Below are 25,405 nucleotides of genomic sequence, written 5' to 3'. Positions count from 1 at the left end.
CTGGTGGTAGTAGTGGCCGGGTGGCGCAACGCTATCCCGGCCTGAATACTGGCTTCCGCGCTCTGGACGGTGGCGGACCGACGCGAGCAGGCTTTTCACGCGTTCATCCAGCCGCCTCCCAGCGCCCGGTACAGATCGATCTGCGCCAGCAGCAGGTTATTCTTCACCTGGACCACGCTAAGCTGGGTGGAGAACAGCGTTCGCTGGGCGTCAAGCACATCCAGATACGAAGAGTAGCCGTTACGGTAGCGATTCTGCGCAATGCGCAATGTTTCCTCCGCTACCGCCACCTGTCCCTGCAGCTCGGTCAACTGTTCGCCGTAGCGGCTAATGGCGTCAAGGCTGTCATTGACCTCTTTGAACGCGCCGCGCACCGTTTTCTCATAGCTGTACAGCGCCTGGTTGCGCTGGGCCATGGAGACATCCACCTGGGCGTTTAACGCCTGGCGGTTAAGCAGCGGCGCCAGGATGCTACCGCCAATGCTCCACAGTCGCAGCGGATCGTCGAGCAGATCCGGCAGCGTCCGGTCCTGCAGGCTGCCGGTGGCGGTCAGGTTGATAGACGGCAGCAGCTGCGCCTGCGACGAGGCCAGGGTGGCATCGGCGGCTACCAGCTGACGCTGGGCCTGTACGATATCCGGGCGGCGGTTGAGTAGGGTGGACGGCAACTGCGAGGGCAGACGCAGCGGGGTGAGCCCGGCGAATTCGCCACGTTTGACCGCGCCGGGGTTATCCCCCAGCAGCACGCTGAGGGCGTTTTCCTGCTGCGCAATCTGGTGCTGCAGCGGCGGGATCTGCGCCCGCGTTGAGCGCAGCTCCGAATCCGCCTGCATCAGCTCAAGGCGCGAGGTATACCCGGTTTCAAACTGACGTTTGGCCAGCCGCCAGGCGTCTTCCCGTGATTGGAGCGTCTGCTGCGTGACCCGCAGCTGCTCATCCAGCGACAGCAGCGTCACGTAGCCCACGGCCACCGAGGCGGCGACGCTCAAATTGGCCGCGGTGGCAGCGGCTTTCTGCGCCTCGAGGCTGGCCCCGGCGGCGCTGGCCGCGCTGCGGTTCGCGCCCCAGATATCGACATCATAGCTGGCGGTCAGGCCGCCTTTGTACAGCGTGCTGTGGATCGGCAGGCCGGTGGCGGCGGACTGCGCGCGGGCGCGGGTGCCGGTCAGGCTGGCATCCAGCGAGGGAAAAAGGCTGCTGTCGGCGGCATACGCCCGCGCCTGATACTCATTGACCCGCTCGCGGGCGATCAGCACATCGCTGTTATAGCGCAGCGCCCGGTCGACATACTGATTCAGCGCACTGTCATGAAAATTGCGCCACCATACGCCTTCCACCGGGCTGGCAGGGCCAACGTCGGCCCGCCAGGCGGCAGGGATGGTCAGGGTCGGCTGCGCGCGCTGGACATCGGCGGACTGACAGCCGACCAGCGCCAGGACGATGACAAGGGTGACCGGGCGGATCATGGCTGCTTCTCCGCGCGGGTATCAATGGTCACCTGCACCGACATGCCGGGGCGCAGGCGCTCGCTGTTGCGCTGCCCCTCGTTAACCGTGATGCGCACCGGGATGCGCTGGGCGATCTTGACGAAGTTGCCGGTAGCGTTGTCCGGCGAAATAGCGCTGAACTCCACCCCGGTCGCCGGGGAGATACTCTGCACCTTGCCGTGGAAGGTCTCGCCGTTGAGCGCGTCAACGGTGAAGGTAACCGGCTGGCCGATACGCACATCGGCCAGCTGGGTCTCTTTCAGGTTGGCGATCACCCAGTGCTGCGGCGGGACCAGCGAAGTCAGATGGGTTCCGGCGCTGACGTAAGCGCCAAGACGCACCGAAATCTGCCCCAGCTGGCCGCCGGTGGGGGCGATGATCTGCGTATTCTGCAGGTCAATCTGCGCCAGTTCGAGGGCGGCTTTGGCGCTGGCCACGTCGGCCTCCAGCGAATCGCGATTGACGATGGTCGATTCGAGATCCTGGCGCGACATCTCCAGCGCCGCTTTCGCCTGTTCAATATCCGCTGCCCCCTGGGCGGCGCTGGCGCGGGCGGAATCACGCTCGCGGATCGACAGCGAGCCATCGGCGGTCAGTTCCTGCACCCTTTTTAAATCGGCCTGGATTTTCAGATTCTGCGCGCGGGCGTTTTGCAGCGCGGCTTCGTTTTTGGCGATCGTCGCCTCGGCGCTTTTGCGCTGCTGCAGGTTGTTGCGCAGCGCCGCCTCCTTCATCGCCAGGGTGGCCTGGGCCTGGTGCACCCGCTGCTTATAGATGCGATCGTCTATCTGGAACAGTACCTCGCCCGGCTGAACGATGGCGAAATCCTTGACGTTGACGGCAGTGATGTAGCCGTTGACCTGTGGGCTGATAAAGGTGGTCTGCCCGCGCACGTAGGCGTTGTCGGTAAACTGGCTATGCCGGGTGAACGGCGGTAGCTGCCAGGCATAGAGGATCACCAGTACGCCGACGAGGCCTATCGCCGCGGCGGTAAAAATGGAGACCACGCGAATGTTGTTTCGGGTATTGGCCTGTTGTTTGGCCGCATCCTGCTGACTCATAACGACTCCAGAGATGAAATGATGATAATTATTTGCTGCCAGTGGCGCGTTTTAATGCGATACGGGCGGTTAGTCGTAAGCGAATTAAGCGCCAGAAAACCCACACTAACGTCCCGGCGGAGATCGCCGCCGTCAGCAGATAGGTATCATTCCAGGCGAGAATATTGGCCTGCAGCGTCGCGGCGTTTTGCAGGAGCGTCGTGGCCTGGACGTTAAGCAGCGTGCTGTCGCCGATCTGGCTCTGGTACATCTGGCTGTACTGCTGCAGACGCTCGACGATCAGCGGGTTGAGGGTGGTGATCTGATCCGCCAGCTGACTGGAGTGAAATTTCTCCCGCCAGGTCTGGAAAGTACCGAGGATCGCCGATCCCAGCAGGCCGCCGATGTTCTGGCTCATGCCGAACAGCACCGAGAAGCTGACCAGGTTGCGCGGATCGGCGAACACCCCGCCAATACCGGCGAGCATCGCCGGCGCCAGAAAGAAGGCGCTGCCGAAGCCAAGCAAAAACTGGCTGAACATCAGTTGTTCCGGGCGGGTGAGGGCGTTGGACTGACTGTCGAGCAGCGAGGCCACCATGATCAGCGCCAGGGCGGTGGCGGTCGGCCAGTAGAGCTTCTGCGGGTTAAGCGTCAGGCAGCTGGCAATGATCCCGCACAGAATGCCGGCGAAAATTGACCACGCAAGGTTGGTCATCTGTTCGTTTTGCAGGCCAACGTACTGCAGCCAGCCGATCACCCCGGTATTCTGCTCCGCCAGCACGATGCGGATCAGCAGCATAATCAGACCGAGGCGCAGGATACTGCCGCTGGAGAGCCATTTGGTATTGAGCAGGGGATTGCTGCGGTTATGCTCGAAGGCGATAGCAGCGACGATCAGCACCACCGCCGCCGCCAGCGACCAGCCGATCCACGGCGCTTCGAACCACCACTCGAGCCGCCCCAGCGACAGCACCGCGCACACCAGCGCCATGCCGGGGGCCAGCAGGAAGAAGGTGATAAAATCCTTCTTCTCGAACACCTTTTTACGATCGCTCGGCGGCAGCTTCAGCGCGATGACGCAGGCCAGCGACACCAGCGCCAGCCCCAGTTCAAAGAAGTAGAGCCCGCGCCATTCGTCGGTCTGCAGCAGCTCGGTGGAAAAGAGGCGCGCCAGCGGAATGGCCAGCGACGAGCCAGTGATACCGATGGTCAGCCCTTTAAGGCGGTGGCGTGCGGGCCAGGCTTGCACCTGATAGTAGATCCCCAGCGAGCTGAGCGCCGCGGCCACCATGCCGTGGGCGGCGCGGACCATCATCGCCGAGCTGAGATCGTTGACGAACAGGTGGAAGAAGGTGACCAGCACATAGAGCACCAGAAAGCCTTCGGTAAAGGCGCGCAGCCCGAACTGTTGACGAAATTTCACCAGCAGCAGGTTGATGGAGACGTTGGTCATGACATACACCGCCGGCAGCCAGGCGATCTCCGTCGACCAGGCGGCGAAGGTGCCCTGCAGCAGCTGCAGATTGGCGGTGACTACCGCGTTGCCCAGCGCGCCGGTGAGGCACACCAGCAGCCCGACCACCCCGTAGGCCAGGCGCTTCGCCGGGCTGTGCAGCGGCGTCGATGGCGAGCCGAGCAGGGCCGGTTTTTCATGCGGCGCCCAGTCATGGGGGGCGTAAGGGTTACTCTGACGACGGGGCATTATTTCTTCTCCACTTCGCGCAACAGCTTTTCCAGCACCCGCTGAGTTTGTTCCCGCTCCTGCGGAGTAATCGCCGTCAGGATCTCTTCACGCAGATCGTCCGCCACCGTTTTGACCTGCTCGAAGAGGGCCTGCCCCTGGTCGGTGACCACCAGCAGCCGCTTGCGTTTATCGCGGTCGGTGGTGACGCGCTCCACCAGGCCGAGGGTCACCAGGCGGTTGATCAGCGGCACAATGGTCGCGCTCTCCACTCCCAGCTCCTGCGCCAGTTCGCTTTGCGACAGCGGCTGGTGATGGCGGGCGATAGCGGCGACCGCTACCCAGCTGGCCTGGCTGAGGCCGAGGTTTTTCAGCCGACGATTAACCGCCAGCCGCCAGTGATGGGCGGTCAGATATAAAAGATGGGAGAAGTTTAGCTGTCGATGGTCCATAGGTCGTCTGCCAAAATCGTTAGAGCTCTAACGAGTTTATGCCTGACGACCGACGAAATTCAAGGGAAAGGATAAATAAGGGTTAACGGTGTGTGCGTTTATTGTAGCGAACAGGAGGATACCCCCTCAGGCCATTTACTCATGGAGGATGCTCTTATTCTGCGCCATCACCCAGGTGATAAAAGCGCGCAGGGGCGCGGGAATATGTTTGCGACTCGGATAGTAGACGCAGAAATGATCCGCCGGGTAGCGGTAGCTGGGCAATAAGCGGATCAGGCTGCCGGCGTTCAGTTGCGCGGAGACCAGCGACTGATAGACAAAGGCGATCCCCAGTCCGCTCTCCGCCGCCTGGATCATCGCCGTATCGGAATCGACGACCAGATCGCCTTTGACTGCGACTTCGCCTGGCTCGCCGTCGGGGCTGATAAACTCCCACCGGTACTTTTCGCCGCTGGGAAAACATCGGTTGATACAGCGAAAATTGATCAGCGACTGCGGGGTGTCGGGCGCTCCGGCCTGGCGGAGATAGTCCGGGCTGGCTACCGGGATCAGCGACAGTTTCTCGCCAAAGGGGATGGCAATCATATCTTTGGGCACATCCCGGGAATAACGAATGCCAGCGTCAAAACCGGACTCGATAATATTCACTTTCCGATCGGTGGTAAACAGCTCCAGCGTCACGTCAGGATAGGCGGTTTTAAAAGCAATAAAATAGCGCTGAAAGAAAAGGTCGAGAACAATGCGCGGTAAATTGACTTTCACCACCCCTTCCGGGGTCAGACGGTGATAATTCAGACTGTCGACTACCCGGCGATAATCATTAACCACCGGCGTCATATTATTAAGAAATTCCTCACCCACGGCGGTTAAAGACAAACTGCGCGTCGAGCGATTGAGCAGGCGCACGCCTAATTTTTCTTCCAGATGATTAATAGCGCTGGTGAGGGCCGGCGGTGAAAGATTTAATGCTCTGGCAGCTTGTCGAAAACTACCATGTTTCACTATGAGTATTAATATTTCAATTTGTTGCAAATCAGGCAACGTTTTCATTGTTAATTTCCAGCTAACACCGCGTTCGGAATAGATTAATTGTTATCAATGTAAAAGGGAAGTATATATTTAATAACATTCAGCACGTAAGGAAAATAAGGTGAAAACACGTTATCTCGGAAAAGAGAAGTTCCAGGTTTCCGCATTGGGTCTCGGGTGTATGGGAATGAGTTTTGCCTATGGCGGCGCTGAGGAGTCGCAGGCGATAAATACCATCCATGCCGCAGTGGACATGGGCGTGACCTTCCTCGATTCCGCCGAAGTGTATGGGCCATTTGACAATGAAGTCCTTGTCGGGAAAGCGATTAAAGGCATCCGCGATAAGGTGCAGATTGCCACCAAATTTGGCTTTCGTATTCTGCCGACCGGCCAGGGGCTGGAGCGGATGGCCGGCGTCGACAGCCGTCCGGAACATATTCGTGAGGCGGTGGAAGGGTCGCTGAAGCGGCTGAATATCGAGACCATCGATCTGCTCTATCAGCACCGCGTCGATCCCGCGGTGCCGGTGGAAGAGGTGGTGGGCACCATGGCCGACCTGGTTAAAGAGGGTAAAATTCGCCACATCGGGCTGTCGGAAGTGTCAGCCCAGACGCTGCGCCGGGCCTGCAAGGTGCATCCGATTACCGCGGTGCAGACGGAATACTCGCTGTGGACCCGTGAGCCGGAGGGCGGCATCCTCAAGGCCTGCCGCGAGCTGGGGGTGGGCTTTGTCCCTTACAGCCCGCTGGGGCGCGGCTTCCTGACAGGCAAAATCACCGACCCCAGCCTCTTCGCTGCCGATGATTTTCGTCGCAATCTGCCGCGCTTCCAGGCCGAAACCATGCGCAAAAACCAGCAGTTGCTCGACCATCTGCAGCAGGTCGCCGGCCGCTACGATGCCACCCTGGCGCAGATGGCTCTCGCCTGGGTGATGAGCAAAGGCGAAGATATCGTGCCGATCCCCGGGGCACGAAAAATCAATCACCTGCGCGATAATGCCGCTGCGGCCGATATTATGCTCTCGCCTGAAGATATTCTCACCATCGATCATATTTTCGCTGCCGAAAACGTCGCCGGCTTACGCTATAACCAGGGCGACTTTAATTTAATCGATAAATAATCTCCTGAATACGTTCCTCCCGCCGTTCTGGCGGGAGATAAGGTAACTTATGACTATTGCTGTTTCCCGTCCGGCGGGATTGCCTGCGGCGGTGTATGCGCTTTCCGTGGGTTCATTTGGTATTGGCACCACCGAATTTGTGATTATGGGTTTATTACTCGATGTGGCCCATGATTTTCATATATCCATTACCCTTGCCGCCTGGTCTATTACCGCTTATGCCTGTGGGGTGGTGATTGGCGCGCCGCTGCTTACGCCGCTATTAAGCCGTTATCGCAAAAAACCGGCGCTGTTATTTTTGATGATCTTATTTTCCATTGGAAATTTAGGCTGCGCGATCGCCGGTAATATGACCATGCTAATTATTGCCAGGGTAATAACCGCTTTCGCTCACGCTTCGTTTTTCGGAATAAGCTCAGTCTATGCCGCGGAGCTGGCGCCGGTAGATAAACGAGCTTCGGCGGTCTCCGCCGTGTTTCTCGGCGCCACCCTGGCCAATATTCTGGGCGTGCCGCTCGGCGCCTGGGTGGGGCAGTACCTTGGCTGGCGCTATACCTTCTATATGGTCACGCTGATCGGCGTTCTCTCCGCCCTGGCAGTCATTGCCCTGGTGCCTGGCCGTCAGGCGCAACCGTCGGCCCAGAGCCGGATCCGTGATGAGCTAAAGGTGCTCCGCCATCCCGCGGTGCTGCGCAGCCTGCTGATCACTGCCCTCGGGTTCTCCGGCGTCTTCGCCGCCTTCACCTACATCGCGCCGATGCTGAAAACCGTCACCGGGATGAGCGAACACCTTATTCCGCCGGTGCTGATGCTGTTCGGCGTTGGGATGGTCGCCGGGAATCATCTTGGCGGCCGACTGACCGACGGCGGCGTCCGCCGGGCGCTGCTGCTGACTCTCGCTTTGCTGAGCGTCGTCCTGTGCCTTTTCCCGTTGGCTATTCAGACGCTGCCTGGTGCCTGCGCGGCGGTGTTTTTGCTGGGGGCGGCGATGTTCTCCACCATTCCGCCGCTGCAGATGCAGGCGCTGGACAGCAGTGAGAGCGGTAAAAGCATGGTCTCCTCGTGCAATATCGCCGCCTTTAACCTCGGCAATGCCGGCGGCGCCTGGTTTGGCGGGCTGCTGCTCGCCTCTGGCGTCTCTCTATCTCACATTCCTCTGGCCGGTGCTTGCCTGACCGCCAGCGGATTGGTTATCGCTAGTGTGACGTTGTCACCTTTAAAAGGAAGTCAAGCATGAAGTATCGGTATTTAGGTTCCACCGGGCTGTCGGTTTCGGAGCTCTGTTTCGGCGCCATGACGTTTGGCGAGAAAGGGGCCTTTCTCGGCGCGCCGGGGCGCAACTGGTCGGAATTCGGCGTGGTGCCTGAGCAGACGGCCTACGATCTGGTGTACAAAGCGCTGGACGCCGGGATTAACTTTTTTGATACCGCGGACTGTTATAAGAACGGCCAGGGCGAAGAGCTGCTCGGCAACGCGCTGAAGGGAAAACGCCAGCAGGTGATTATCGGCACGAAAGGGCGCTGGCAAACCGACCCCAACCCGAATGCGCTGGGGGCGTCGCGCTACCATATCATCAATGCCGTCGAGGCCAGCCTGCAGCGGCTGAAGACCGATTATATCGATATCTATCACCTTCACGGGTTCGATCCGCGCACCGCACTGGAGGATACCCTGCGCACGCTGGATACCCTGATCCGCGCCGGGAAAATTCGCTATATCGGGGTCTCCAACTACGCGGCCTGGCAGCTGGCGAAGGCGCTGGGGATCTCGGAGCGCCTTGGGCTGGAGAAATTCTGCGTCTATCAGGGCTATTACAATATCGCCGCGCGTGAACTGGAGCATGAGATTATCCCGCTCAGCGTCGATCAGAACGTCGGCATCACCGTCTGGAGCCCGCTGGCCGGGGGCTTTCTCACCGGCAAATACCCGCGCAATCAGGCGTTTCCCGAAGGTAGTCGCCTGGCGAACGCCACGCCGTTCGAATCCGCGCCGATCGCCAACCGCGAGCAGGCCTGGCAGACCCTGGAGGTGATGCACGAGATTGCCCGCCAGCGCAACGCCAGCGTCGCGCAGGTGGCGCTCAACTGGCTGCGTACCCGTCCGGGGATCGCTTCGCTGGTGATCGGCGCGACCAAACTGGCCCAACTGGAAGATAACCTGGCGGCGCTGAACTGGACGCTGAGCGACGAGGAGACGGCGATCCTCAACAGCGTGAGCGAGAAAGAGAAACCATACCCCTACTGGCATATCTGCAATGTCGCCGGCGATCGTCGTCTGGCCGATGATATCTATCCCTAATCACCCTGCACCCAGGCAACACGCGTATGCCCCACATGGGGCATACAGAGAGGCTCGATCGTGATAAAAAGTACTCATTGTTGGCGCCGGCCCGGTAGGGTTAATCATTGGCTGCTATCTGAATAAGTATGGAATTGATTTTGATATCATTGATAAAAATACCCACAGCACCACCTGGTCCAAAGCGCTGAGCGTCAGTCCGGCGACCATTAAAGCCTTCCACGGCTTAGGCCTTGCCGGGGAACTGATCGCCCAGGGAAAACAGGTGCAGTCAGTCTACGCTTACTATAAAAACCGCAAATTTCTGCATATTGATAACCGCCGACTCGCCACCTGCTATCCCTTCCATGTCAGTATCCCGCAGCCGCGGACGGAGAAGATCCTCGAAACGGCATTAGCCGCCGCCGGGCGGCAGGTGAGACGCGGGCACCAGCTGGTCTCCTGGCGCCGGGAGGGGGAGCGCTATCACGTCTCCCTGCTCGACGATGCCCGTCGGGCCTGTTTCGCCGCTTATGACTATATTATCGGCGCCGACGGCGCGGCCAGCACCGTCCGGGAGCTGGCCGGGATCGGCTTTAGCGGTCATGACTATCCGCTGCATTTTGTGATGGCGGATGTGCAGTTCGACCCCGCGGCGGCGCTCCCGGGGACCTCCTACCATATTGATGAGCAAGGCTTTCTAATTTTCCTGCCCATGCCGGACAATCAGGTCAGGATTGTGATTAAAAAAGCCGGGCGCTTGCCGTCGCCGCGTCCGGTGCCTGACCTGCAGGAGATTAACGCCGCGCTGGCGCGCTACTGCCCTCAGGTGCCGCCGGCGCAGAGGCTCACCTGGTCCTCCAGCGCCAATTTCTATAACCGCATCGCCGATGACAATCTGCAGCACCATATTATGCTGGCGGGAGATGCCTTCCACCTGTTCAGTCCCATTGGCGGGCAGGGGATGAACACCGGCGTCCAGGATGCGGTGAACCTCGCTTGGAAGCTGGCTTTCTGTCTGCACGGCGTGGCCACTGACCGACTGCCGGCGTCCTATCGCACCCAGCGCTTCGCCGCGGTGAGCGGTGTGCTGCGCTCCACCGACCATGATACTGGCCTGATCGCCGGTCTGGTGCCGAGAAATCATATCGATGGGGTCTACTTTCCGGAGTTTTGCAACCGTCACTACTATCGTCACCAGCTGCCGCTGCAGTACGCCGGTTTCACCGCGACGCAGGCGCAGGAGACGGACGGCCTGGCAGGGCACCATGTTCCCTGGTACGTTTTTGCCTCCCCGCAGGCGACGTTTCGCAACAGCTATGACGCCTTCGCCAGCGGTAAGGTGGTGATCTTTTCCGCCCGCGCCGCCTGTCCTCCTTTGTCCCGCCTGAAGCAGGCCGGCTGGTTTATGTTCTGCTCCCTCGAACCGGCGGACAAGGCGTTTCTTGAGGCGCTACAGATCGGTCCCGATGACTACGCGGTGGTTAATCCCGATGGCTATGTGGGCTTTACCGGCAGCGAAGCCGGGACGCGGCAGTATCTTTCCTCGCTCTACGTAATGGAATAATCATGAACAAAGTCTATATCGTCGCGGCCTGCCGTACGCCGGTGGGGCGCTTTCTTGGCGCCCTGAAAACGGTCTCCGCGGTGGAGCTGGCAGCGCTCACCGTCAGGCACAACCTGCAGCAGGCCGGCATTGACCCGGCGTGGATCGATGAGGTGATCTGCGGCTGCGTCCTCGCCGCCGGGCAGGGAATGGGACCGGCGCGTCAGGTTGCGCTGCGGGCAGGGATCCCGGTGCAAACGCCGGCTTACACCCTGAATATGATCTGCGGTAGCGGCATGAAAAGCATGACCGAAGGGGCGATCCATATCCAGAGCGGTTATGCCGACCTGGTGGTCGCCGGCGGAATGGAAAATATGAGTCAGGCGCCGTTTTTGCTGCAGGGAGAGATAAGGGGCGGGATGAAATTCGGCGCATTCAGCAGTGAGGATGTGATCCAGCACGACGGGTTAACCGATCCGCTGCTGCAGATCCCGATGGGGGAAACGGCAGAGGCCATCGCCGCGCAGGAGCAGATCTCGCGCGCGGCGCAGGACCGGTATGCGCTGGAGAGCCATCAAAAAGCCTCCGTCGCCAGCCGTGCCGGCTATTTTGCCGATGAGATTGTGCCGGTGACGGTAAGCGCGAAGCGGGGCGTCAGCACGGTCCGCGAGGATGAGCCGATCCGCCATGATCTTAGCGCCGGGCAGTTGGCGGCGCTGAAACCTGCTTTTCGCGCTGACGGCAGCGTCACGGCGGGCAACGCCTCCGGGCTGAACGATGGCGCCGCGTCGGTGATCCTCGCTTCGGCGCGCGCCGTTGCCCGCTATGGCCTGCAGCCGCTGGCGGAGATCGTCTCCTTTGGCGAAGGCGGCGTCGATCCGTCCTTGATGGGGCTCGGCCCACTGCCGGCGATAGCGTGCGCCCTGCGCCGCGGTGGTTTTCAGCTCAGCGATATGGCCCGGCTGGAGATTAACGAAGCCTTTGCCGCGCAGGTATTGGGGGTGGTCAGGGGACTGGCCAGAGAGCATCAGATGACGGAGGAGGAGATTGCTTCCCGCCTGAACGTCCACGGCGGCGCGATCGCCCTCGGTCACCCGCTGGGCAGTTCCGGGACGCGGATCGTGGTCAGTCTGGTGCACGCGCTGCGCCGGGAGAATCAACCGACCGGCCTGGCGTCGCTGTGCATCGGCGGCGGGATGGGGATTGCGTTACTGGTGAAAACGATCTGAGGAGACAAGCGCCATGGAAAAATTAATTGTGGTGGGTGAGAAATTTACCGATTTTGCCCGGCGGCATGAGAATGTGCTGACGGTTAATGAGTTTGAGCGGTTTGTCTGGAGCGGCGAGCTGGCCGGCGTCGATAAAATCATTATCGGTCAGGGGGTACAGCTCGACGACATCTCCCGCACCATCTGCATTATTCGTCAGCACTATCCGGACAAAATCCGCCAGATCGTCAATCTGCAGGATCTCTATTATCAAAACAACCGCGATCATCAGCGGTTGGTACATAAACGTAAAAAAGCGAATATCCTCATCACCTCGCCGGAACAACGCGATGAGGATAGCTATTGCGCGCGCCTGATCCTGCAGGATGCCTCGGAGTTACTCTGCGACCACCAGACCGGGCAACATATTCAGGGGATGGTGCTGATCGAGGCGGCGCGGCAGACCATCATCGCCACCTCGGAAAAATTCCTGCTGGCGGAGGCCGGCGTGGCAATGGCGGAGAAGTACTTTACCCTGAGCTCGCTGCAGGTGGCCTTTTCCTGCTTTGTTTTTCCGCTGCCGGTGACCATCGTCCTCAATGTGGTGTCACGCAAAAGTTCAGCCCATGGCCGCTTCACCTGCGAATGCTCGGTGGGGTTTGACCAGACCGGCACCCGCAAAGCGGAAGTTGGCTTTAGCTTCAGCGTCTATGACCTTAACTACATCACTCGCAAAGAGTGCGAGCAGGCGGCGCAGTGCCATCAACATTATCTGGTCAGTATTGAGCAGGGGGACGGGGATGAGCATCGCCTTTTTTGATGTGGATGAAACGCTGATTACCGGCAAAAGTATGTTCCTGTTTCTGCACCGCTATGCCGAGGAATATCCGCTGCAGTGCGGTTTGACGGCCGCGGCGATTGTCCGCCAGCTTCAGGCGCTTAGCGAAGCGGGTCAACCGCGGGAAGCGATCAACCGCTACTATTACTCGCTGTTTCGCCACGAGTCGCGCCCCCGGGTGCGGGCGGTCGCCGAGCGTCTGTATCGCGAAGGCGGATATGGTTTTCACCACGAGGTGGTGGCGCGCCTCAGGCAGCATCAGGCGCGGGGGGATGACGTGGTGTTTGTCTCCGGGTCGATGACCGACATTCTCTGGCCGGCGATGGCGGCGCTGGGGGTGGAACATGCCCTGTGCTCGGAGCCGGTGGTGGTGGATGACCGCTATACCGGCGAGCTCTGGCGGACCGCCATCGGCGAACACAAGGCGACGCATGCCCAGTGCTATGCGCAGAAACAGGGCCAGCCGCTGGCGGCGTGCTACGCCTTTGGCGATCATATCTCGGATCTGCCGCTGCTCACCGTGGTTGGTCACCCCTGCGCGGTGAATCCCTGTCCGGGTCTGCTGGCGGAGGCGCAGAGTCGGGGATGGCCAGTGCTGTGGTCCACCGTCGGCTGACGGCGCGACGGCAAAAAAAAGGGGCGGCGCAATGCCACCCCTGGTGCACTTTCTGACGGGGATCAGCCCGGGTAGATGCCGCGGTCTTTACGCGCCATCAGGATGCGCTCGCAGGCTACGATATAGGCGGCGGTACGCAGCGTACATTCTTTCTCGGCCGCTTTATCGCAGACGTGAATGATGGCGTCGGTCATGATGCGGTCCATCTTGGCGTTGATCTCCTCTTCGCTCCAGAAGAAGCTGGCCATGTCCTGCACCCACTCAAAGTAGCTGACGGTCACCCCGCCGGCGTTACAGATAACGTCCGGCACCACGATCACCCCGCGCTCGGCCAGCACATCGTCCGCTTCCGGATAGGTTGGGCCGTTAGCCCCTTCCAGCACCAGTTTGCAGGTCAGCTTCTCTGCGCGCTCGCGGGTGATTTGCCCTTCCAGCGCCGCCGGGATCAGGATGTCCATTGGGGTGGTCCAGAAAGCCTCTTTATCGATCTCCTGGGCGCCCGGGAAACCCGCGATCTGCTTTTTCTCCGCCTGCCAGGCGGTAAGGGCGGCCATATCAATCCCGCCTTCGTTGTACAGGGTGGCGGTGTGATCCTGAATAACCACGATACGGGCGCCGACGCCGGCGAACAGGCGCGCCGCTTCGCTACCGACGTTACCAAAGCCCTGCAGCGCCACTTTAGCGCCTTCAATTTCGATGCCGGCGCGACGGGCCACTTCCCGGCCGGTGACGAACACGCCGCGTCCGGTGGCTTTTTCACGACCGAGGGAGCCGCCGAGGTGGATCGGTTTGCCGGTGACCACGCCGGTGATGGTGGTGCCATGGTTCATGGAGTAGGTGTCCATCATCCACGCCATCACTTTGCCGTTGGTGCCAACGTCCGGCGCCGGAATATCTTTCTGCGGCCCGATGATAATGCCGATTTCGCTGGTGTAGCGGCGAGTCAGGCGTTCCAGTTCACCTTCCGACAGCGAGAAGGGGTCGACGCGGATGCCGCCTTTGGCTCCGCCGTAAGGAATATTGACCGCGGCGCACTTAATGGTCATCCAGGCAGAAAGTGCCATGACTTCGTTAAGATCGACATCCGGATGGTAGCGAACACCACCTTTACCCGGTCCACGCGAAAGATTGTGCTGAACGCGATAGCCCTCGAAGTGGCGAATGGTGCCGTCGTCCATCTGCACAGGGATGTCGACGATCAGCGCACGCTTCGGATGGCGCAGGGTTTCCACCCAGTAGGCAAGATCGCCGAGATAAGGCGCGACACGGTCGATCTGGCGCAGGTAGGTGGTCCATGGAGATGTACTACTTTCAGATGCGTAAGATAACTTTTCCATAAGAGTCCTGTTTCTCAGTGTTATTTATGTCGTGTAAAACCGTGGAATAGCTACAGCAGTAAACTCTGTGCAATGAATGGTATCACCAATTTTATAAAGCGGTATTTGACGGCAATTCCGATTTTTAAATTTTTGTTAGATTTTTTATTTTTTAAGTGAATAACTACGCACGAGAACCACCCGCAAGCTGTGCATTTTAATTCACTTTTTATTCACTTAAGTGAATAGGAAAATATTTTTTCTATGTTTTTCATTATCTTGATGATCTTCAAAAAGTGAATAAATTGCGTTTCCCCGTATTGACAATCTTATTGTCCACAGGCCAGCATTAGCCCACACAACAACATGGCATTAACCATGAATTAACAATTACCCACATAAAGAATAGGGCTTAGCATTTCTGTGGTGAATATTTTTACCATCGCAGCGGGCGCGCTCGTGCCCAAAATAAGCCGAGGGTCAGGGTTAATGTCGATTGTCCAACGCGACGGGAGCGTTTTCCGTCGCCTTACGTTCCGGAGATAAATTATGTCAGGCAGCATGACTCGCGAAGATTTTGACGCTTACCTGGTTCCCTGTTTTGCCCCCGCGCCGTTTATTCCGGTGAGGGCGGCGGGCTCCCGCGTCTGGGACCAGCAGGGGAAAGAGTATATTGATATGGCGGGCGGCATCGCAGTGAACGCCCTGGGCCATGCTCACCCGGCGCTGGCGGAGGCCCTGCAGGGGCAACTGGCGAAACTGTGGCATATCGGCAATGGCTATACCAACGAACCGGTGCTGCAGCTGGCGAAAACCCTCGTGCAGTCCACCTTTGCCGACAAGGTGTTCTTCTGCAACTCCGGCGCCGAAGCGAACGAGGCGGCCCTTAAGCTGGCGCGGAAATATGCCCACGATAAGTTCGGCGGTGAAAAAAGCGAAATCATCGCCTTCAACCACGCCTTCCACGGTCGCACGCTGTTCACCGTCTCCGTCGGCGGCCAGCCGAAATATTCCAGCGATTATGCGCCGCTGCCGCAGGGCATTACCCATCTGCCCTATAACGATATCGAGGCGGTGACTGCGGCGATCTCCTCGCGCACTTGCGCGGTGATTGTCGAGCCGATTATCGGCGAAGGCGGGGTGATCCCGGCGGACCCGGCGTTCCTCCAGGCGCTGCGCGCCCTTTGCGATCGCCATCATGCCACCCTGATATTTGATGAGGTGCAGACCGGCGCCGGGCGTACCGGCCATCTCTACGCCTACCAGCATTACAACGTCGTCCCGGACATCCTCACCAGCGCCAAAGGGCTGGGGGGCGGCTTCCCGATCGGCGCGATGCTGGCGAAAGAGGCCTGGGCGCAGGTCTTCCAGCCAGGCACCCATGGCACCACCTTCGGCGGTAACCCGCTGGCGGCGACCGTCGCCAACGCCGTGCTGGCCCATCTGGATGCGCCGCTGCTGGCGGGCGTCGGCGAGCGCCATGCGCTGATCGTCGACCAGCTGAATGCCCTCTCTGCCCGTTACGATGCGTTTAGCGCCGTGCGCGGCGCCGGTCTGCTGATCGGCGCCGAGCTGGCGGGACCGCTGCGCGGGAAGGCCAAAACCCTGACCAACCTGGCGGCGGAAGAGGGTGTGATCGCCCTGATTGCCGGTCCGGACGTGCTGCGCTTCGCGCCGGCGCTCAATATCCCGCTGGCAGATATTGCGGAAGCCTTCGTGCGCCTCGATCGCGCCGTTGCCCGCTTAACCCGCTAACCGGGAGGACGGCCTGTGATGCTATTTCGTCCCGTACGGGAAAACGATCTTGACGACATCGTCCGCCTTGCCGCGCGGGCGGGGGTCGGCATGACCTCCTTACCCCATGATGCCGGGCGCCTGGCCGCCCGGATCCGCCGCAGCATTGACACTTTCGCCGGCGCGCTGCCGCGTGGCCAGCAAGGCTTTCTGTTTGTGCTGGAAGACACCGCGCTGTCGCGGGTGGTGGGGGTCAGCGCCATTGAGGTAGCGGTAGGCCTGGACGAGCCGTTTTACAATTTTCGCATTCAGAAAACGGTCCGCGCCTCGAAAGCGCTGGGGGTCTACAAGCCCCAGGAGCTGCTCAATCTGAGCTATGACCACACCGGCCACAGCGAGCTGTGTACGCTGTTTCTCGACCCCGAGTATCAGCGCAACCGCAACGGTCTGCTGCTCTCCAAAGCGCGGTTTTTGTTTATCGCCGCCTTCCGCGAGTGGTTTTCGCCGCACCTGTTTGCCGAACTGCGCGGCTGCAGCGATGAGCAAGGGCAGTCGCCGTTCTGGGATGCGCTAGGCCATCACTTCTTCGAGATCCCGTTCGCCGATGCCGACCGGCTGACCGGCACCGGCATGAAAACCTTTATTGCCGAGCTGATGCCGGCGTACCCGATCTATATCTCGCTGCTGCCGGAGAATGCCCGTCAGGTCATCGGTCAGGTGCACCCCAACACCGCCCCCGCGCGGGCGATCCTCGAGAAAGAGGGGTTCAGCTGGCGCGGCTCGGTGGATATTTTCGATGCCGGTCCGGTGCTGGAGGCGGAGACCGATCAGATCCGCGCCGTGCGCGACTGCCAGTGCCTGCCGGCTCAGCAGTTGGCGGGCACGCTGTCGGCGCCGACGCTCGTCGCCAACGGTCAGTTCGACAATTTTCGGGCGCTGCTGGTGGCCCACGAAGAGCAGATCTCACTGGACGCCGCCGCGCTGGATGCGCTGCAGGTCACTGAGACCGACCGCGTTTATACGGTAACCCTGAACCCAGAGGAAAACAGATCATGGCGGTAAAAGCACAGTTCATAGCCGGGCAGTGGCAGCCGGGCAGCGGCGCAACGATGAGTAAACTGGCCCCGGAGGATCAGTCTCTGCTGTGGCAGGCGGCCAGCGCGGGGGCCGACGACGTCCAGGCGGCCTGCGCCGCGGCGCGCGCCGCGTTTTATCCCTGGTCGCACCGCCCGCTGGCCGAGCGTATTGACGTCGTACAGCGTTTCGCCGCGCTGCTGGAGACGCATAAAGAGGCGCTGGCGACCCTGATTTCCCGGGAGACCAGCAAGCCGCTGTGGGAGACCCGCACCGAAGTGCAGGCGATGATCGGCAAAGCCGCCATCTCCATCGAGGCCTATCACCAGCGGACGGGCTTTCACGAGTCGACGATGCCGGACGGTAAAGCGCTGCTGCGCCACAAGCCGCACGGCGTGATGGCGGTCTTCGGCCCTTACAACTTCCCGGGCCACCTGCCCAACGGGCATATCATTCCGGCGCTGATCGCCGGGAATACTATCGTATTTAAACCCAGCGAGCTGACGCCGGCCACTGCGGAACTGACGGTCCAGCTGTGGCAGCAGGCGGGCGTCCCCGACGGGGTGATTAACCTGCTGCAGGGCGGGAAAGCCACCGGCCAGGCGCTGCTGGAAAACCGCGATATCGACGGCGTGCTGTTCACCGGCAGCGCAGCGGCGGGTTTCCACTTTCATCGCTACTTCGGCGGCCAGCCGGAGAAGATGCTGGCCCTCGAAATGGGCGGCAACAACGCGCTGATCGTGGCTGATGTGGCCGATGTTGATGCGGCGCTACATGTGATTATCCAGTCGGCGTTTATCTCCGCCGGACAGCGCTGCACCTGCGCGCGCCGGCTGATTGTTCAGCGCGGCGAGCAGGGGGATGCGCTGCTGCGGCGGCTGGTGGAGGCCAGCGCGCAGATCCGCGCCGGGAAATGGGATGACCAGCCGGCGCCGTTTATGGGTGGGGTGATTTCCCTTGAGGCGGCGCAGAACATGCTGGCGGCGCAGCAGAAACTGGAGGCGCTTGGCGGCAAGGTGCTGCTGCGCCTGCGCCAGCCCGACCCGCACTCCACGGTGCTGACCCCGGGGATCGTCGACGTCACCGGTATCGAGGTGCCGGATGAAGAGTACTTTGGCCCGCTGCTGACGGTTATCCGTTACGACGACTTCCCGGAGGCGATTCGCCTCGCCAACCAGACCCGCTATGGCCTGGCCGTGGGGCTGATCTCCAGCGATGCGGCACAGTTTGACCAGCTGGCGGACGAGGCGCGCGCCGGGATCGTCAACTGGAACAAGCCGCTGACCGGCGCTTCCAGTAAAGCGCCGTTTGGCGGGGTGGGCGCCTCCGGTAACCACCGCGCGGCAGCGTGGTACGCCGCCGATTACTGTGCCTGGCCGATGGCCTCTCTGGTCAGCGACACGCTGACGCTTCCGGCGAACGTATCGCCGGGCCTGCCATTCTGATAACGGATCCTGTGAGGACATATGTCTGGTTTTGAAGCTAACTTTGATGGCCTGGTCGGCCCGACGCACCACTATGCCGGACTCTCCGTCGGCAATGAAGCCTCGCAAAATAACCGCGATGGTCTCTCTAACCCTAAAAAGGCGGCGCTGCAGGGGCTGTATAAAATGAAAGCCCTTGCCGATCGCGGATTCGTGCAGGGGATTCTGCCGCCGCAGCCGCGGCCGAACCTGCGTCTGCTGCGCGACCTGGGATTCGAGGGCAGCGATGAGCAGGTCATCCGCCAGGCGGCCCAGGCGGCGCCGCAGCTGCTCTCCGCCTTCAGCTCCGCCTCGTCGATGTGGACTGCTAACGCGGCGACCGTTTCGCCGTCGGCGGATAGCGCCGATGGCAAAGTTCATTTCACCGTCGCCAACCTGAACAATAAGCTGCACCGCATGCAGGAGGCGCCCACCACCTCGGCGATCCTGCGCGCCACCTTCGCCGATCCGCGCTACTTCGCCCACCACGCGGCGCTGCCGCAGCATGGCGACCTCGGCGACGAAGGTGCGGCCAACCATAACCGCTTCTGTCGGGAGTATGACCGGCAGGGGGTGCAGCTGTTTGTCTACGGTCGACGCGCCAGCGGCGGGATCGCCCCGGTGAAGTATCCGGCGCGGCAGACCCTCGAGGCCAGCGAAGCAGTGGCTCGCCTGCATCAGCTGGATCCGCGCTACACGGTGTTTGCCCAGCAGGCGCCGCAGGCTATCGATCGCGGCGTGTTTCATAACGACGTTATCGCGGTCAGCAATCGCCATGTGCTGTTCCACCATCAGCAGGCGTTTGTCGATCAGTCGACAGTATTGGCGACGCTGCGGGCAAAAAGCGACAGTCTCGATATTCCGTTTACCAGCGTGGAAGTGCCGGACGAGCGGGTGTCGCTCGATGACGCGGTGGCCTCCTATCTGTTCAACAGCCAGCTGCTGAGCAAACCCGACGGCAAGATGCTGATTGTGGTGCCAGAGGAGTGCCGCCAGCGGGAAAACGTCTGGCGTTACCTGAGCGATCTCGCGGCCGACAGCGCGTCGCCGATCGATGAAGTGGCGGTTTTTGACCTGCGGGAAAGCATGCGCAACGGCGGCGGCCCGGCCTGCCTGCGGCTGCGGGTGGTGCTCAACGAGTCTGAACGTAAGGCGGTCAACGCCCACAGCCTGATGAACGACGAACGTTACCAGCAGCTGACGGCGTGGGTGGAAAAACATTACCGTGACCGGCTGCACGCCCGCGATCTGGCAGACCCGCAGCTGCTGCGCGAGGTTTATCAGGCGCTGGATGAGCTGACGCAGATCCTGCGTCTGGGCGCTGTCTATGATTTTCAGCGTTAAGGAGCGGCAGATGGAGCATCTGGTTAACGATTTACTGCACTGCCGCCTGCAGGCGTGGACCTTTCCGGCGGACATCGAGGCCCGCTGGCTGGGCGAGGGCATCCTGCAGTTGCTGCCGGCCACGCCGTGGCGTCAGGCGACGATCCTCTCCGCTGGCGTCCATGGCAATGAGACCGCGCCGACCGAGCTGCTGCTGCAGCTGACTCACGATCTGAGCCAGGGGCGGCAGCCGCTCACCCAGGCGCTGCTGATCGTTTTTGGTAACCTGCCGGCGATCCGCGCCGCGCGTCGCTATCTGCACAACGACCTCAATCGCCTGTTCGGCGGCCGCCATCTGGCGGTCACCCCGGGCAATGAGTCGCGGCGGGCTTTTGCTCTCGAGCAGGCGGTGCAGGCCTTCTATCGCGCCGCCGATGCGGCGGGGCCGGTCAGCCGTAGTCATCTCGATATGCATACCGCCATTCGCGGGTCGCTGTATCGCCAGTTTGCGCTGCTCCCGGCCCACGAGGAGGATTTTTCGCCCGGCTTCTATCAGCTGCTGCAGGCCAGCGGGATGGACGCCATCGTGCGCCATACCGAAGCGGGCGGGACCTTCACCCACTTCACCTGCGAAAAGTTCGCCGCGCAAAGCGCCACCCTTGAGCTGGGAAAAGTGATGCCGTTCGGCGCTAACGATCTTAGCCTGTTCGCCGCCGCCGACGCGGCGATCCGGGCCTGGATTTCTGACGCGCCGCTGCCGGCGCGCGATAAAGCGCCGGTGGATTACTTCCTGGTCGAGGAGAGCATCATCAAGCGCGAAGGGGAATTTACGCTCAATCTGGCGGCCAACGTCGAGAACTTCACCGCGCTCCCGGCAGGGTATGAGATCGCCCGCCAGGCAGAGAAACGGTGGGTGGTGCAGGCCCGTGCCCCCTATATCCTCTTTCCCAATGCCGGGGTCGCTACCGGCCAGCGCGCCGGGCTGCTGCTCCGCGCCGCGGCGCTTCACCTCCCGCAACCAGCCTGAGGAAACACCATGACTGAACATCAACATCAGGCGCCATCTGCCGCCGGAGGTGAAGGCGCGTCACAGCTTAAGCGCGGGCTTGGCGCCCGCCATATCCAGATGATTGCCCTCGGCGGCGCCATCGGCACCGGGCTGTTTATGGGGGCGGGGCGCAACATCGCCGTCGCCGGCACCTCGATCCTGGTTATCTATGTGCTGGTCGGGTTCTTTACCTATATGGTGATGCGGGCGATGGGGAGCTGCTGCTCACTCGCCATGACTACCGCTCGTTTGCCGACTTTGTCGGCGAGTATCTCGGACCGCAGGCCAGCTTTTATCTCGGCTGGACCTACTGGCTGAGCTGGGTGGTGACCTGTATCGCCGACGTGGTGGTGTGCGGGAGCTATATGCAGAACTGGTTCCCCGAGCTGTCGGCGTGGATGCCGGCCCTCAGCATGCTGGCTATCCTGTTCCTGCTCAACCTGCTGTCGGTGAAGATGTTTGGCGAGGCGGAGTTCTGGTTCGCCCTGATCAAGGTGATCACCATTATCGCCCTGATCGTCACCGGCGGCTGGATGATTGCCACCGGCTGGACCTCTCCGGACGGCGTGACGGCTTCCCTGAGCCATCTCACCGACCCGACGGCCTTTATGCCTCACGGTATCACCGGCTTTTTCGCCGGCTTCCAGATAGCGATCTTCTCCTTTACCGGTATCGAACTGCTGGGGACGATGACGGCGGAGACCCGCGATCCGCAGCGCATTTTGCCCAAGGCGATCAATGCGCTGCCGCTGCGGATTATCATCTTCTATCTGCTGTCGATGGTGGTGATCATCGCTGTCGCCTCCTGGCCGGGGGTGTCGGCGGAGACCAGCCCCTTCGTAACGCTGTTTGCCAAAGCCGGGCTGCCCGCGGCGGCGGCGGTGATTAACTTCGTGGCGCTGACCTCGGCGATGTCCTCGGCCAACAGCGGGGTCTTCTCCAGCACCCGCATGCTGTACGGCCTGTCGGTGGAGAAGCATGCGCACTGGCAGTTCCGCATTCTGTCGCGCAGCACCCGCATTCCGGTGCGCAGCCTGCTGTTCTCCTGCTTCTGCATGCTGATCGGTACGCTGCTGCTGTTCCTGGTGCCGAATGTGATGACCCTGTTCACCATCGTCTCGACCCTGGCGGCGATTATGGTGGTGTTCAGCTGGGGGATGATCCTCGCGGCCTATCTGGTTTATCGCCGTCAGCGTCCGGATCTGCATGCCGGGTCGATCTTTAAGATGCCCTTTGGCGTGGTGATGAGCTGGGTGAGCCTGCTGTTCTTCGCCTTCGCCATCTTCATCATGATCTTTGACCCGGACACGCTGCTGGCGCTGCTGGCTTCTCCGCTGTGGTTTATCGCGCTGTGGGCCTTCTGGAAGCTGAAGCAGCGGCGCGAAGGGCAGTTTCAGCTGGACAATCAGAGCGCCTGACACCCGCCGGCCCTGGCGGCCGGCTAAGAGGTGTGGCCAGGGCGTCTTAGCCGTTGTTCCCGTTCGTCTGCCCGGTGGCGGCTGGCGCCTTACCGGGCCCGGAAGGTGCGGTTTCCCCCGCGGCGTGATCCCCCTGTAGGCCCGCGCAAGCGCAGCGCCGCCGGGCAGGATGGTCGGCGCCGAGATAGCCCGGACCGGCTGCGGTCAGGCGCTTTCCGCCCGGGAGCGCGCCGCGCCAGGGACGGATTTCATCCGGCTGGCGCAGAATATCGCCAGCAGCGAAATCGCCACCGTCACGCCCAGGTAGACGGCCACCGGTCGCCAGTCACCATCGTATTTCGCCAGCAGACCGGTGGCGATAAGCGGCGCGGTGCCCCCGGCGAGCGCGGCGCCCAGCTGGTAGCCGAGGGTGATCCCGGTATAGCGCACATTGGCGCTGAAAATCTCTGAGCACAGGGTGCCCAGCACCGCGGTCACCGGCGCCCACAGGATGCCGAAGGCAACGATCGTCGCCAGCATAATGCCCCAGCTGGTGCCGGTGTCGAGCAGCAGGAACCACGGGACGATAAACAGCCCCAGCAGCACCACGCTCAGGGTGTACATTTTTTGCCGACCCACCTTGTCGGACAGTAGCCCCATCAGCGGGATCATCACGGTGGCCACCAGCGCGCCCAGGGTGACGGATTCCAGCGCCTGCGACTTCTGATAGCTCAGGGTGGTGGTGGCGTAGCTGACCACAAAGGTGGAGAAGATATAGAAGGGGGCGGTCTCCACCACTTTCAGACCCGCGGCGATCAGCACTTCCCGCCAGTGGTGTTTGAGCGTCTCGCGCAGCGGAGCCTTCGCCACCTGGCCAGACTGTTTCACCTGCTTAAAGGCGGGCGTTTCGTCGATGTCTTTGCGGATCCACAGGCCGAGGAAAACGAGGACGGAGCTGAGCAGGAACGGAATTCGCCAGCCCCAGGCGAGAAACTGCGCCTCATCGAACAGGGTCATCAGCGAGACGATGAAGGTTGCCATCAGCATGCCGATGGTCACGCCGGCCTGGGGAATACTGCCGAAAAAGCCTTTCCGCTTTTCCGGGGCGTATTCGTAGGCCAGCAGCAGCGCGCCGCCCCATTCGCCGCCGATACCCATGCCCTGAATAATGCGCAGGGTAATCAGCAGGGCCGGCGCCCACAGGCCCACCATCTCGTAGGTGGGCAGCAGGCCAATGGCCACCGTGGCGCTGCCCATCAGCGACAGGGTGAGCACCAGCGTCTTCTTGCGACCGATGCGATCGCCGATATGGGCGAAAATGACTCCGCCGATGGGGCGGATAAAAAAGGTGAGCGAAAAGGAGAGCCAGGAGAGGATCAGACCAATGACCGGGTCGACCATCGGAAAGAAGATTTTGTTAAACACCAGCGCGGCGGCGGTGCCATAGAGAAAATAATCGAACCATTCGATGGCGCTGCCGGTCAGGCTCGCGATCAGTACCTTCTTGTTTTTCTGCAGAATGGATGCAGTGTTGCTTGCTGGATTGCTCATTACGAAACGTTCTCCCGCCACGGTAAAAGGTCAGGTGTCACTCTGTGCGTGCAGGGTGCAACCTGATGTGAAAAAGGTTGTGTAATTGTTAAGCAACTTAGAGTTGATGGTTACAATTGGCAAGTTATCCCTCGGCAATGCGGGCAAGAAAACGCGCTTTTATCTGGTGTAACCGCGAGGTAAATTTTTATTTTCCACCTGTTTTTGCTGTTTTTTGTTATTTTCATGGTCAGTTATTCAGGTGCAACCTGCGTGTTTTTAGATGTTTCTTGTTATTTCAAAATAGTTACAAATCAGCGTCGCTTTGCGCCCCGGCAGGCGGCGTTTATGATGGCCAGACTATTCTCTCTGCGCGGCTGAGAGGTGATTAAGGAGATCAGAATGGCAGAACACTTTCCCCCGCTGTCGGCGACGACGCTGGCGGCGGCAAACCTGACCGGCGGCTGGCTGGCGCAAAACGATCTGGCGACGCTGACCGCGCCGCCGGCGGTGGATGTGGTGGTGCTGGCTGGCAACGCCGTGATCCCTACCATCGACGCCGCCTGCCGACTGGCGGTGGAGCAGGAGGTTCCGCTGCTGATCAGCGGCGGCGTAGGGCACTCTACCGGTTTTCTGTATGAGGCGGTGCGCGAAGATCCGCGCTACCGTTCGCTCGCGGTGGAGGGGCGTCCGGAAGCGCATATTCTGGCGGATATTGCGCATGACTTCTGGCACATTCCTCGCCCGCGGCTGGTGGTGGAGGATCGGTCGACCAACTGCGGCGAAAACGCGCGCTTTACTCGCACAATGCTGGAGAGTCGGGGGATCCCCCATCGTCGCGGGATCGTCATTCAGGACCCCACCATGCAGCGGCGGACGATGGCCACCTTCGCCCGCGTCTGGCAGGGGGCGACGACGCCGCCGCAGTGGCTGAGCTTTCCCGGCTGCACGCCGGTGCTGCAACAGACCGACGGCCAGTTGGGGTTCGTGGGCGGCGGGGCGGGGCTGTGGCCGGTGACCCGCTACCTGGCGCTGCTGCTCGGCGAACTGCCGCGTCTGCAGGATTCCCCTGAAGGGTACGGTCCACGGGGGAAAGACTTTATCAGCCACGTGACTTTCCCGCCGGAGATCCTCGACGCCTGGCGACAGCTGCGGGAGGATGACCGGCTCGCCGGGGCGCTGCAGGCCCGCATCCTCGGCTGATAAATGCCCGTTTGCGGCAGATT

At 61.1% G+C, this 25,405-nt stretch carries 20 protein-coding genes and 2 pseudogenes; 14 read left to right on the top strand and 8 right to left on the bottom strand.

What is annotated here, in order from left to right; genetic code table 11:
- Positions 1-95 precede the first annotated feature (95 nt).
- The 5 genes from MKS11_RS17710 to MKS11_RS17690 form a co-directional block, all read right to left on the bottom strand.
- Complete coding sequence (locus tag MKS11_RS17710; protein WP_284109635.1) at positions 96-1,466, bottom strand: efflux transporter outer membrane subunit; 1,371 nt, start codon at positions 1,464-1,466, stop codon at positions 96-98.
- Entirely contained in the window at positions 1,463-2,548 is a 1,086-nt protein-coding gene (locus MKS11_RS17705) for an HlyD family secretion protein (protein WP_004204059.1), read from the bottom strand. Before MKS11_RS17705 ends, MKS11_RS17710 begins: the two co-directional genes overlap by 4 nt.
- A gap of 28 nt (positions 2,549-2,576) precedes the next feature.
- Positions 2,577-4,229, bottom strand: coding sequence for an MFS transporter (locus MKS11_RS17700; RefSeq protein ID WP_017898724.1), 1,653 nt, complete (start codon positions 4,227-4,229; stop codon positions 2,577-2,579).
- Positions 4,229-4,660, bottom strand: coding sequence for a MarR family winged helix-turn-helix transcriptional regulator (locus tag MKS11_RS17695; protein WP_004204063.1), 432 nt, complete (start codon positions 4,658-4,660; stop codon positions 4,229-4,231). Before MKS11_RS17695 ends, MKS11_RS17700 begins: the two co-directional genes overlap by 1 nt.
- Positions 4,661-4,795: 135 nt before the next feature.
- Complete coding sequence (locus MKS11_RS17690) at positions 4,796-5,710, bottom strand: LysR family transcriptional regulator (RefSeq protein WP_017898723.1); 915 nt, start codon at positions 5,708-5,710, stop codon at positions 4,796-4,798.
- Positions 5,711-5,810: 100 nt separating this feature from the next.
- On the opposite strand from MKS11_RS17690, the gene MKS11_RS17685 reads away from it, so the two are divergent.
- The 7 genes from MKS11_RS17685 (at position 5,811) to MKS11_RS17655 (ending at position 13,294) form a co-directional block, all read left to right on the top strand.
- Positions 5,811-6,809 (top strand): aldo/keto reductase, encoded by a 999-nt coding sequence (locus tag MKS11_RS17685; RefSeq protein WP_017898722.1) that lies wholly within the window; start codon positions 5,811-5,813, stop codon positions 6,807-6,809.
- A gap of 49 nt (positions 6,810-6,858) precedes the next feature.
- A complete protein-coding gene (locus tag MKS11_RS17680) occupies positions 6,859-8,046 on the top strand; it encodes an MFS transporter (RefSeq protein ID WP_017898721.1) in 1,188 nt (395 codons plus the stop codon).
- Positions 8,043-9,107 carry an aldo/keto reductase gene (locus MKS11_RS17675; protein ID WP_206339659.1) on the top strand — a complete coding sequence of 355 codons (1,065 nt, stop codon included), beginning with the start codon at positions 8,043-8,045 and terminating at the stop codon, positions 9,105-9,107. The genes MKS11_RS17680 and MKS11_RS17675 overlap by 4 nt, the downstream gene beginning before the upstream one ends.
- 76 nt (positions 9,108-9,183) lie before the next feature.
- The gene (locus MKS11_RS17670) at positions 9,184-10,653 is read left to right on the top strand and encodes an NAD(P)/FAD-dependent oxidoreductase (protein WP_087770989.1); all 1,470 of its coding nucleotides are present in this window, start codon (positions 9,184-9,186) and stop codon (positions 10,651-10,653) included.
- 2 nt (positions 10,654-10,655) lie between these two features.
- Positions 10,656-11,861 carry an acetyl-CoA C-acyltransferase gene (locus tag MKS11_RS17665; RefSeq protein ID WP_053810447.1) on the top strand — a complete coding sequence of 402 codons (1,206 nt, stop codon included), beginning with the start codon at positions 10,656-10,658 and terminating at the stop codon, positions 11,859-11,861.
- Positions 11,862-11,874: 13 nt separating this feature from the next.
- Positions 11,875-12,660 (top strand): AfsA-related hotdog domain-containing protein, encoded by a 786-nt coding sequence (locus MKS11_RS17660; protein ID WP_023318124.1) that lies wholly within the window; start codon positions 11,875-11,877, stop codon positions 12,658-12,660.
- Positions 12,641-13,294, top strand: a complete 654-nt coding sequence (locus tag MKS11_RS17655; protein ID WP_087770988.1) for an HAD family phosphatase — start codon at positions 12,641-12,643, stop codon at positions 13,292-13,294. The genes MKS11_RS17660 and MKS11_RS17655 overlap by 20 nt, the downstream gene beginning before the upstream one ends.
- Before the next feature lie 62 nt (positions 13,295-13,356).
- Here the strand turns inward: MKS11_RS17655 and MKS11_RS17650 are convergent, their stop codons facing one another.
- A complete protein-coding gene (locus MKS11_RS17650) occupies positions 13,357-14,631 on the bottom strand; it encodes a Glu/Leu/Phe/Val dehydrogenase (protein WP_004204074.1) in 1,275 nt (424 codons plus the stop codon).
- 212 nt (positions 14,632-14,843) lie between these two features.
- Positions 14,844-14,990, bottom strand: a pseudogene (locus tag MKS11_RS17645) (hypothetical protein).
- A 169-nt stretch (positions 14,991-15,159) separates the two neighbouring features.
- Here MKS11_RS17645 and MKS11_RS17640 point away from each other — a divergent pair.
- From MKS11_RS17640 to MKS11_RS17615, 6 genes and pseudogenes are all read left to right on the top strand, one after another.
- Positions 15,160-16,365 carry a bifunctional succinylornithine transaminase/acetylornithine transaminase gene (locus MKS11_RS17640; RefSeq protein ID WP_004204075.1) on the top strand — a complete coding sequence of 402 codons (1,206 nt, stop codon included), beginning with the start codon at positions 15,160-15,162 and terminating at the stop codon, positions 16,363-16,365.
- Between the two features lie 18 nt (positions 16,366-16,383).
- Positions 16,384-17,406: an arginine N-succinyltransferase gene (gene astA / locus MKS11_RS17635; protein WP_074404059.1), complete on the top strand. Its 1,023-nt coding sequence runs from the start codon at positions 16,384-16,386 to the stop codon at positions 17,404-17,406.
- Complete coding sequence (gene astD / locus MKS11_RS17630) at positions 17,397-18,863, top strand: succinylglutamate-semialdehyde dehydrogenase (RefSeq protein ID WP_049004372.1); 1,467 nt, start codon at positions 17,397-17,399, stop codon at positions 18,861-18,863. The genes astA and astD overlap by 10 nt, the downstream gene beginning before the upstream one ends.
- A 21-nt stretch (positions 18,864-18,884) precedes the next feature.
- A complete protein-coding gene (astB, locus tag MKS11_RS17625) occupies positions 18,885-20,225 on the top strand; it encodes an N-succinylarginine dihydrolase (protein ID WP_004204080.1) in 1,341 nt (446 codons plus the stop codon).
- 10 nt (positions 20,226-20,235) lie between these two features.
- On the top strand, positions 20,236-21,231 hold the full coding sequence (astE, locus tag MKS11_RS17620) for a succinylglutamate desuccinylase (RefSeq protein WP_004204082.1): 996 nt from the start codon (positions 20,236-20,238) through the stop codon (positions 21,229-21,231).
- 9 nt (positions 21,232-21,240) lie between these two features.
- Positions 21,241-22,670, top strand: a pseudogene (locus MKS11_RS17615) (amino acid permease).
- A 204-nt stretch (positions 22,671-22,874) separates the two neighbouring features.
- Here the strand turns inward: MKS11_RS17615 and MKS11_RS17610 are convergent.
- Positions 22,875-24,200 carry an MFS transporter gene (locus tag MKS11_RS17610; RefSeq protein WP_004204084.1) on the bottom strand — a complete coding sequence of 442 codons (1,326 nt, stop codon included), beginning with the start codon at positions 24,198-24,200 and terminating at the stop codon, positions 22,875-22,877.
- A gap of 381 nt (positions 24,201-24,581) precedes the next feature.
- On the opposite strand from MKS11_RS17610, the gene MKS11_RS17605 reads away from it, so the two are divergent.
- Positions 24,582-25,382 carry a YdcF family protein gene (locus tag MKS11_RS17605; RefSeq protein WP_004204086.1) on the top strand — a complete coding sequence of 267 codons (801 nt, stop codon included), beginning with the start codon at positions 24,582-24,584 and terminating at the stop codon, positions 25,380-25,382.
- Positions 25,383-25,405: the final 23 nt, after the last annotated feature.

The sequence above is a fragment of the Klebsiella sp. K5-45 genome (assembly GCF_030128605.1).
Classification (GTDB): domain Bacteria; phylum Pseudomonadota; class Gammaproteobacteria; order Enterobacterales; family Enterobacteriaceae; genus Klebsiella; species Klebsiella quasipneumoniae.
The sequence above is the reverse complement of the archived record's forward strand: the minus strand, read 5'-3'. Positions and strand labels throughout refer to the sequence as shown.

Excerpts from the sequence above, each read along its gene's own strand:
- MKS11_RS17710 (WP_284109635.1), bottom strand. The coding sequence starts at position 1,466 with ATGATCCGCCCGGTCACCCTTGTCATCGTCCTGGCGCTGGTCGGCTGT.
- astA (WP_074404059.1), top strand. The coding sequence starts at position 16,384 with ATGCTATTTCGTCCCGTACGGGAAAACGATCTTGACGACATCGTCCGC.
- MKS11_RS17680 (WP_017898721.1), top strand. The coding sequence starts at position 6,859 with ATGACTATTGCTGTTTCCCGTCCGGCGGGATTGCCTGCGGCGGTGTAT.
- astE (WP_004204082.1), top strand. The coding sequence starts at position 20,236 with ATGGAGCATCTGGTTAACGATTTACTGCACTGCCGCCTGCAGGCGTGG.
- MKS11_RS17665 (WP_053810447.1), top strand. The coding sequence starts at position 10,656 with ATGAACAAAGTCTATATCGTCGCGGCCTGCCGTACGCCGGTGGGGCGC.
- MKS11_RS17675 (WP_206339659.1), top strand. The coding sequence starts at position 8,043 with ATGAAGTATCGGTATTTAGGTTCCACCGGGCTGTCGGTTTCGGAGCTC.
- MKS11_RS17690 (WP_017898723.1), bottom strand. The coding sequence starts at position 5,710 with ATGAAAACGTTGCCTGATTTGCAACAAATTGAAATATTAATACTCATA.
- astD (WP_049004372.1), top strand. The coding sequence starts at position 17,397 with ATGGCGGTAAAAGCACAGTTCATAGCCGGGCAGTGGCAGCCGGGCAGC.
- MKS11_RS17605 (WP_004204086.1), top strand. The coding sequence starts at position 24,582 with ATGGCAGAACACTTTCCCCCGCTGTCGGCGACGACGCTGGCGGCGGCA.
- astB (WP_004204080.1), top strand. The coding sequence starts at position 18,885 with ATGTCTGGTTTTGAAGCTAACTTTGATGGCCTGGTCGGCCCGACGCAC.
- MKS11_RS17650 (WP_004204074.1), bottom strand. The coding sequence starts at position 14,631 with ATGGAAAAGTTATCTTACGCATCTGAAAGTAGTACATCTCCATGGACC.
- MKS11_RS17660 (WP_023318124.1), top strand. The coding sequence starts at position 11,875 with ATGGAAAAATTAATTGTGGTGGGTGAGAAATTTACCGATTTTGCCCGG.
- MKS11_RS17610 (WP_004204084.1), bottom strand. The coding sequence starts at position 24,200 with ATGAGCAATCCAGCAAGCAACACTGCATCCATTCTGCAGAAAAACAAG.
- MKS11_RS17700 (WP_017898724.1), bottom strand. The coding sequence starts at position 4,229 with ATGCCCCGTCGTCAGAGTAACCCTTACGCCCCCCATGACTGGGCGCCG.
- MKS11_RS17695 (WP_004204063.1), bottom strand. The coding sequence starts at position 4,660 with ATGGACCATCGACAGCTAAACTTCTCCCATCTTTTATATCTGACCGCC.
- MKS11_RS17705 (WP_004204059.1), bottom strand. The coding sequence starts at position 2,548 with ATGAGTCAGCAGGATGCGGCCAAACAACAGGCCAATACCCGAAACAAC.
- MKS11_RS17655 (WP_087770988.1), top strand. The coding sequence starts at position 12,641 with ATGAGCATCGCCTTTTTTGATGTGGATGAAACGCTGATTACCGGCAAA.
- MKS11_RS17640 (WP_004204075.1), top strand. The coding sequence starts at position 15,160 with ATGTCAGGCAGCATGACTCGCGAAGATTTTGACGCTTACCTGGTTCCC.